Source organism: Actinomadura sp. KC345, from assembly GCF_004348515.1.
Classification (GTDB): domain Bacteria; phylum Actinomycetota; class Actinomycetes; order Streptosporangiales; family Streptosporangiaceae; genus Spirillospora.
The window spans coordinates 22,718-29,621 of the sequence record NZ_SMKH01000068.1; the positions used below are offsets into that span (position 1 = coordinate 22,718).

Here is a 6,904-nt window from a genome sequence, read left to right on the forward strand (position 1 = left end):
GTTCGGACGCGGCAGGCTGTTCGGGAACGTTCACCCCCCAATCATTGCAAACGCGATGTGTCGCGACAATCACCGCCGCCGTGGCCGCCTGGGAAGGCGGCCACGGCGGGACGGTCACGCCTTGCGGATGTAGTAGGTGAGGCCGAGCTCCTCGTCGCGGGTCGCCGGCAGATCGTCGGGCCGGCCCTCGTTGACGGCGTGGGCGAGGACCTCGGCGGCGATCTCGCCGGTGTGGGCGCGCAGGGCCTCGGCGAGGTCGGTGCCGGTCGCCTCCCACCACAGGTCGATGCGGTCGGTGACCTCCAGGCCGGCGGCCTTGCGGCCCTCCTGGACGAGGCGGATCGCCTCGCGGACCAGGCCGGCGCGGCGCAGCTCCGGGGTGACGGTGAGGTCGAGCGCGACGGTCTCGCCGGCGGCGCTCTCCACCGCCCAGCCGCTGCGCGGGCGCTCGGTGACGATCACGTCGCCGGACGAGAGCGGAACCATGCCGACGTCCATGGCCTGGACCTCGGCGCCGCCCTCGCGGAGCGCCTGGACGAGCGCGGCGGGGTCGGCGGACGTGATGGCCTTGGCGACCTTCGGGGTGTCCTTGGCGTAGCGCTTGCCGAGTTCGCGGAAGTTGGGCTTCACCTCGTACTCGACCAGGTCCCCGCCGATCGAGGAGAGCTCCTCGAAGCCGAGGACGTTCAGCTCCTCGGAGATCTGCGCGCGGAGCTGCTCGGGCAGCGCGGACCAGCCCGTGGCGCCCACCAGCGCCCGCCCGAGGGGGCGGCGCGTCCGGACGCCGCCGGCGGCGCGGGCGGAGCGGCCGAGTTCCACCAGGCGGCGGGCGAGGGCCATCTGCGCGGTCAGCTCCTCGTCCACGAGGTCCTCGTCGGCGGCCGGCCAGTCCGCGAGGTGCACGGACTCGGGACCGCCGGCGGCGCGGATGACGTCCCACACGTGGTCGGTGATGAAGGGGACCATCGGCGCCATCAGGCGGGTGAGGGTCTCCAGGCACTCGTACAGGGTCGCGAACGCCGACGCGCCGTCCGGGGTCCCGGGGCCCTCCCAGAAGCGGCGGCGGGAGCGGCGCACGTACCAGTTCGACAGGTCGTCGATGAACTGGGAGAGGTGCCGGCCGGCGCGGGCGGTGTCGAAGTCCTCCAGGGCCGCGTCGACCTCGCGGACGGTGCGGTGCAGCTCGGCGAGCGCCCAGCGGTCGAGGAGCGGGCGGTCGGCGGGCGCCGGCGCCTCGGCCGCCCGGCCGGGCGTCCACGCGCGGCCCTGCGCCTCCGCCGCGTTGGCGTACAGGACGAAGAAGGACGCGGTGTTCCAGTAGGTGAGGAGGACCTTGCGGACGATCTCCTCCAGGGCGCCGTGGCCGACGCGGCGGGAGGCCCAGGGGAGGCCGTTGGCGGCCATGAACCAGCGCACCGCGTCGGCACCGTGCTGGTCCATGAGCGGGATGGGCCGCAGCACGTTGCCGAGGTGCTTGCTCATCTTGCGGCCGTCCTCGGCGAGGATCAGGCCGAGGCACACGACGTTCTCGTAGGACGACCTGTCGAAGACGAGCGTCCCGACGGCCATGAGGGAGTAGAACCAGCCGCGGGTCTGGTCCTGCGCCTCGCAGATGTACTGGGCGGGGTAGGAGCTCTCGAAGACCTCCTTGTTCTGGTGGGGGGCGCCCCACTGCGCGAACGGCATCGACCCCGAGTCGTACCAGGCGTCGATGACGTCGGGCACGCGGCGCGCCTCCGTCCCGCAGTGGGGACAGGGGAACGTCACGTCGTCGACGTAGGGGCGGTGCGGGTCCAGCGCGGACATGTCGCTACCGGCCAGCTCGCCGAGTTCCGCGAGCGATCCCACGCATGTGACGTGCTCGTCGGCCTCACCGCACACCCACAGGGGGAGGGGCGTGCCCCAGTAGCGGCTGCGGGACAGCGACCAGTCGACATTGTTGCGCAGCCACTCCCCGTACCGGCCGTGCTTGACGGTCTCGGGGTACCAGTTGGTCTTCTCGTTCTCCTCCAGCAGCCGGTCCTTGATCTGCGTGGTGCGGATGTACCAGGCGGGGAGCGCGTAGTAGAGCAGGGGCGTGTGGCAGCGCCAGCAGTGCGGGTAGCTGTGCTCGAAATGGCCGCCGCGGAACAGGAGCCCGCGCGCGCGCAGGTCGTCGGTGAGCGGCTCGTCGGCGTCCTTGAAGAACTTGCCGCCGACCAGAGGCACCTCCTGCAGGAAGCGCCCGTCCGGCCCGATCGGATTGACGATCGGCATCCCGTAGTTCTTGCAGACCGTCATGTCGTCGGCTCCGAACGCGGGAGCCTGGTGGACGAGCCCGGTGCCGTCCTCGACGGTGACGTAGTCGCCCAGGACGACATAGTGCGCGTCCGGGATCTCGACCAGCTCGAACGGCCGCCGGTAGGCGGTGCGCTCCAGTTCGGCGCCCTGGTAGGTGGCGAGCCGCTCCGCGTCCTCGCCCAGGACCTGGTCCACGAGGGGCTCGGCCACGACGAGCACCTCGTCGGAGTCCGCCGGCCGGGCGGCGACGTAGGCGACCTCGGGATGGACGGCGACGGCGGTGTTGGACACCAGCGTCCACGGCGTCGTCGTCCAGATGAGCAGCGCGGCGCCCATCTCGGCGAGCGGGCCGGAGGTCACGGGCATCCGCACGTACACCGACGGGCTCGTCACCTCCTCGTACGCGCCGGGCTGGCCCAGCTCATGGTCGGAGAGGCCCGTCCCGCAGCGCGGGCAGTACGGCGTGATGCGGTAGTCGCGGAACAGCAGGCCCTTGTCGAACACCTGCTTCAGGGACCACCAGACCGCCTCGACGTACTCGGGGTCCATCGTGCGGTAGGCCTGGTCGGTGTTGACCCAGTAGCCCATGCGCTCGGTCATCTCCTCGAACGCGTCCACGTGGCGCAGGACCGATTCGCGGCAGCGGTCGTTGAACTCCGCGACGCCGTACTCCTCGATGTCCTTCTTGCCGGTGAGGCCGAGTTCCTTCTCCACGGCGACCTCGACGGGCAGGCCGTGGCAGTCCCAGCCGGCCTTCCGGGGGACGTGGTAGCCCTTCATGGTCTTGAAGCGCGGGAAGACGTCCTTGAACACCCGGGCCTCGACGTGGTGGACGCCCGGCATGCCGTTGGCGGTCGGCGGGCCCTCGTAGAACACCCAGCGGGGACCGGACGCGGTGCGCTCCAGCGACCGCTCGAAAACCTTGCTCTCCTGCCAGCGGCGCAGCATGTCCCGCTCCAGGGCGGGCAGATCTACCTGCGCTGGCAGCGGCCGAAAACCTCGGCTCACGATGGCGGACCTCCGGATCGACGTGACCACGTGACCGGAGGGACGAGGCGCGTGCCCGGATCGCCCGAGCGGCCCCGCGGTACCACCCTCCTTGACCGTGCCGCGACGGCACCGTCCGCTTCGTTCGAGTCCCGGCTGCCGGTTCTACTGGGCCCGCGGACGGAGTCCGGGACGGTTCCTCCGGCGGCTCCGGGGTGATCTGGCCGCCGGGCTCGCCCCCGGGCTCGCACCGTCCCCGGGTCGCTCATGGCTGCGTGCGGCGGCAGGTGTCCCCATCGATGCCTGCCATACGACTGCTCGTCCCGACTCTAACGCACGCGGGGCGGTCTCCTCTTCCCCTTGACGGGGCCGCCCCGCCGGTGCGGCCGCCTGCCGTTCCTTTGCGATCTCGTGCGGTGCCGCGGAGTTTCCGGGCGATCGGCCACGGGGCATAAGCGGTCGGTAACCCCACCCCAGGTTGTTTACCGCGTCCGAGAAAGGGGACTTATGCTGCCCGCACTGCCCGTCGAGGCGATCAGCGCGAGGGGGGCCGACATGGCCGGCGCGAAGAGGGGCACCACGCGGCCCGCCGAGAAGCGGTCCGCCGAGAAGCCGCCCGCTGGAGGCAAGACCCGGGGCACGAGGCCGTCCCCGTCCAAGACGCCCGCCAAGAGCGCGCCCGCGAAACCGGGCAAGGCGCCGGCGCGGGGCAAGCCGGCGGGCGGGCGCGGCTCCGCGAAGGCGGGGCGGGCGGTCTCCTCCGGCGCGCCGGGGAAGGGCCCGGTGGACGGGCGGCGGGCCGCGGCGGCCGCGGAGCTCCCGGTCCGCGAGGGGGAGGACCAGTGGACGCCCGGCGAGCTCGCCGACGTCCGCACCGGGCTGCAGGAGCAGATCGAGACGCTGCGCACCGAGATCGCCGCGTCCGCGAGCCAGATCGCCGAGGGCGACACCAGCGACGGCGCCGGGGACGACCAGGCCGACGCGGGCGCCAAGACCTACGCGCGCGAACACGAGCTCGCGTTGTCCTACAATTCACAGGACCTGCTCGCCCAGATCGAGCGGGCCGTCCAGCGGATGGACGCCGGCACGTACGGGATCTGCGAGTCCTGCGCCACGCCGATCGGCAAGGCGCGCCTCCAGGTCTTCCCGCGTGCGACCCTGTGTGTGACATGCAAACAACGCGAGGAACGTCGCTGATCGACCAAGAGAACCCAGAGGGCGGGGCCGGGGAATCCACGGGATCTCCTCGGCCGCGCCGCGTCGGCGTGCTGATCGCCGTCGCGCTGACCGCGCTGACCGCCGACATCGTGACCAAGACCGTCGTGGTGGCGACGCTGCAGGACCGCGAGCCGATCGAGCTGCTCGGCGGCCTGCTGACGCTGCGCGAGACCCGCAACAGCGGTGCCGCGTTCTCCATCGGCACCGGCTACACGGTCGTCTTCACCCTGATCGCCATCGGCGTGGTGGTCGCGATCCTGCGCACCGCCCGCAACCTGCGGAGCCTGCCCTGGGCGGTCTGCCTGGGCCTGCTGCTCGGCGGCGCGGTCGGCAACCTCGCCGACCGGATGCTGCGCGCCCCCGCCCCGCTGAAGGGCCATGTCGTCGACTGGATCCAGGTGCCGAACTTCCCGGTGTTCAACCTGGCCGACTCGTCGATCGTCTGCGGCGGCGTCCTCGCCGTCCTGCTGGCGGCGCGCGGGCTGCAGATCGACGGGACCCGCCTCCCCGGCAAGGACGAGGAGGACGCCGAGGACGCCGAAGCGGACGAGCCCCCCGAGAAGGCCCCCGGGAAGCCCGCGGACGAGTCCGCCGCGAAGCCGGTCGAGGCGCCCGCCGCCGAGGCCCGGCCCGAGCCCGCCGACGCGCCGGCGCCGGAGGAGAAGTCCTGATGGGCGAGGTGCGCGGCCTCCACGTCCCGGACGGGCTGGAGGGAGAGCGGGTCGACGCCGCGCTGGCGCGGCTGTTCGGGCTGTCGCGGGGCGGCGCCGCCGACATCATCGCCGCCGGGGAGGTCCTGCTGGACGGCGCCGCGGTGGCCACGAAGTCGGAGCGCCTGCACGCCGGCGCCTGGCTGGAGGTGACGCTTCCGCCGCCGCCCGCGCCGCCCGCCCCGGTCGCCGAGCCCGTCCCCGGGATGTCCGTCCTGTACGAGGACGACGACATCGTCGTGGTCAGCAAGCCGATCGGCGTCGCGGCGCACCCGACCACCGGCTGGACGGGCCCGACGGTCCTCGGGGGGCTCCTCGGGGCGGGCCACACGATCGCGACCGGCGGCGCGTCCGAGCGGCAGGGGATCGTGCACCGGCTGGACGCCAACACCACCGGCGCGATGGCCGTGGCCAAGAGCGAGGTCGCCTACTCCCGGCTGAAGCGCGCGTTCAAGGAACGCCGCGTCGACAAGCGCTACCAGGCGCTCGTGCAGGGCCATCCCGACCCGTTCCGGGGGACGGTCGACGCGCCCATCGATCGGCACCCGTCCGGCGACGGCCGCTTCGCGGTCGTGGCGGGCGGCAAGCCGTCGGTGACGCACTACGACACCGTCGAGGCGTTCCGGGCGGCGACGCTGCTCGACATCGACCTGGAGACGGGCCGCACCCACCAGATCCGGGTGCACATGGCCGCGATCCGGCATCCGTGCGTGGCCGACCTGGCGTACGGCGCGGACCCGACCCTCGCGGAGCGCCTCGGCCTGAAGCGGCAGTGGCTGCACGCCGTCCGGCTGGGCTTCGAGCACCCCACCAGGGGGGAATGGGTGGAGTTCGAGAGCCCGTACCCGGACGACCTGGCCCGCGCCCTGGAGATCGTCCAGGACGAGTCCTGAGCCCCGGCCCGCGGGGCCGTCAGAGGCCGAGCAGGCGCAGCCCGGCGGCGACGGCGGCGGCCACGGCCAGGACGACCAGGAACGGAGCCTTCAGCATGAGCGCGGCCACGGCTGCGCCGAGGCCCGCCATCCTGGCGGCGTCGAACTCCAGGGACCTGCCGTCGGCGAACGCCTGCACGGCGATCAGCGCGGTCAGCAGCGCCACCGGGACGAGGTCGGTGAACCGGCGCACCCGGGGATCGTCCAGGACCCGCTGCGGGGTCACGAGCCCGCCGAGCTTGAGCGCGTAGCAGCCGATCCCGGTGGCGATCACCGCGACCCAGACGCTCATCGCGGCGCCTCCCTTCTCCCGATCAGCGCGGGCAGCGCGGCGACGGCGGCCAGCATGACCGGCACGCCGGGCGGCAGCAGCGGCGTCGCCGCGAGCGCGATCACCGCGGCGGTCAGCGCCACCCGCACCTCCCGCCGCCCCGCGGAGAGCCGGGGCCACAGCAGCGCCAGGAAGGCCGCCGGGCCGAGCACGTCCAGGCCGATGGCCTCGGGGTCGCCGAGCCGTGCCGCGCCGCCGGCGCCCAGCAGCGTCGTGAGGTTCCAGACCAGGTAGAGGCTCACCGCCGTGGTGTAGAACCCGGTGCGGGCGGCGGCCCGGCCGGGCTGCGCGGTCGCGACGGCGGTGGTCTCGTCGATGACGACGTGCGCGGTGACCAGCCGGCGCCAGCCCCGCACGCCCAGCGTGTCCGCGAGCCGCATGCCGTACAGGGCGTTGCGGCCGCCCAGCAGCACCGCGCCGAGCGATCCGGCGACCAGCCCGCCGCC

General features: G+C 73.3%; 6 protein-coding genes. 3 read left to right on the forward strand and 3 right to left on the reverse strand.

Features of this window, described 5'->3' with window-relative positions:
- Window positions 1-114 precede the first annotated feature (114 nt).
- The gene (gene ileS / locus E1281_RS14120; RefSeq protein ID WP_207943279.1) at window positions 115-3,288 is read right to left on the reverse strand and encodes an isoleucine--tRNA ligase; all 3,174 of its coding nucleotides are present in this window, start codon (window positions 3,286-3,288) and stop codon (window positions 115-117) included.
- A gap of 762 nt (window positions 3,289-4,050) precedes the next feature.
- Between ileS and E1281_RS41870 the strand changes: the two genes are divergently transcribed.
- From E1281_RS41870 to E1281_RS14135, 3 genes are all read left to right on the forward strand, one after another.
- Window positions 4,051-4,464 carry a TraR/DksA family transcriptional regulator gene (locus E1281_RS41870; RefSeq protein ID WP_243716938.1) on the forward strand — a complete coding sequence of 138 codons (414 nt, stop codon included), beginning with the start codon at window positions 4,051-4,053 and terminating at the stop codon, window positions 4,462-4,464.
- A gap of 68 nt (window positions 4,465-4,532) precedes the next feature.
- Window positions 4,533-5,156 carry a signal peptidase II gene (gene lspA, locus E1281_RS14130; RefSeq protein ID WP_243716937.1) on the forward strand — a complete coding sequence of 208 codons (624 nt, stop codon included), beginning with the start codon at window positions 4,533-4,535 and terminating at the stop codon, window positions 5,154-5,156.
- Entirely contained in the window at window positions 5,156-6,088 is a 933-nt protein-coding gene (locus E1281_RS14135; RefSeq protein WP_131878175.1) for an RluA family pseudouridine synthase, read from the forward strand. Before lspA ends, E1281_RS14135 begins: the two co-directional genes overlap by 1 nt.
- A 19-nt stretch (window positions 6,089-6,107) precedes the next feature.
- Here E1281_RS14135 and E1281_RS14140 read toward each other — a convergent pair whose 3' ends face one another.
- Window positions 6,108-6,419 carry an AzlD domain-containing protein gene (locus E1281_RS14140; RefSeq protein ID WP_131878177.1) on the reverse strand — a complete coding sequence of 104 codons (312 nt, stop codon included), beginning with the start codon at window positions 6,417-6,419 and terminating at the stop codon, window positions 6,108-6,110.
- Window positions 6,416-6,904, reverse strand: a 489-nt coding sequence (locus E1281_RS14145) for an AzlC family ABC transporter permease (protein WP_207943280.1), incomplete at its 5' end; no start/stop codon positions are given. The genes E1281_RS14145 and E1281_RS14140, both read right to left, overlap by 4 nt.

Coding starts and splice junctions, on each gene's coding strand:
- E1281_RS14135 (WP_131878175.1), top strand. CDS start 5,156: ATGGGCGAGGTGCGCGGCCTCCACGTCCCGGACGGGCTGGAGGGAGAG.
- E1281_RS14140 (WP_131878177.1), bottom strand. CDS start 6,419: ATGAGCGTCTGGGTCGCGGTGATCGCCACCGGGATCGGCTGCTACGCG.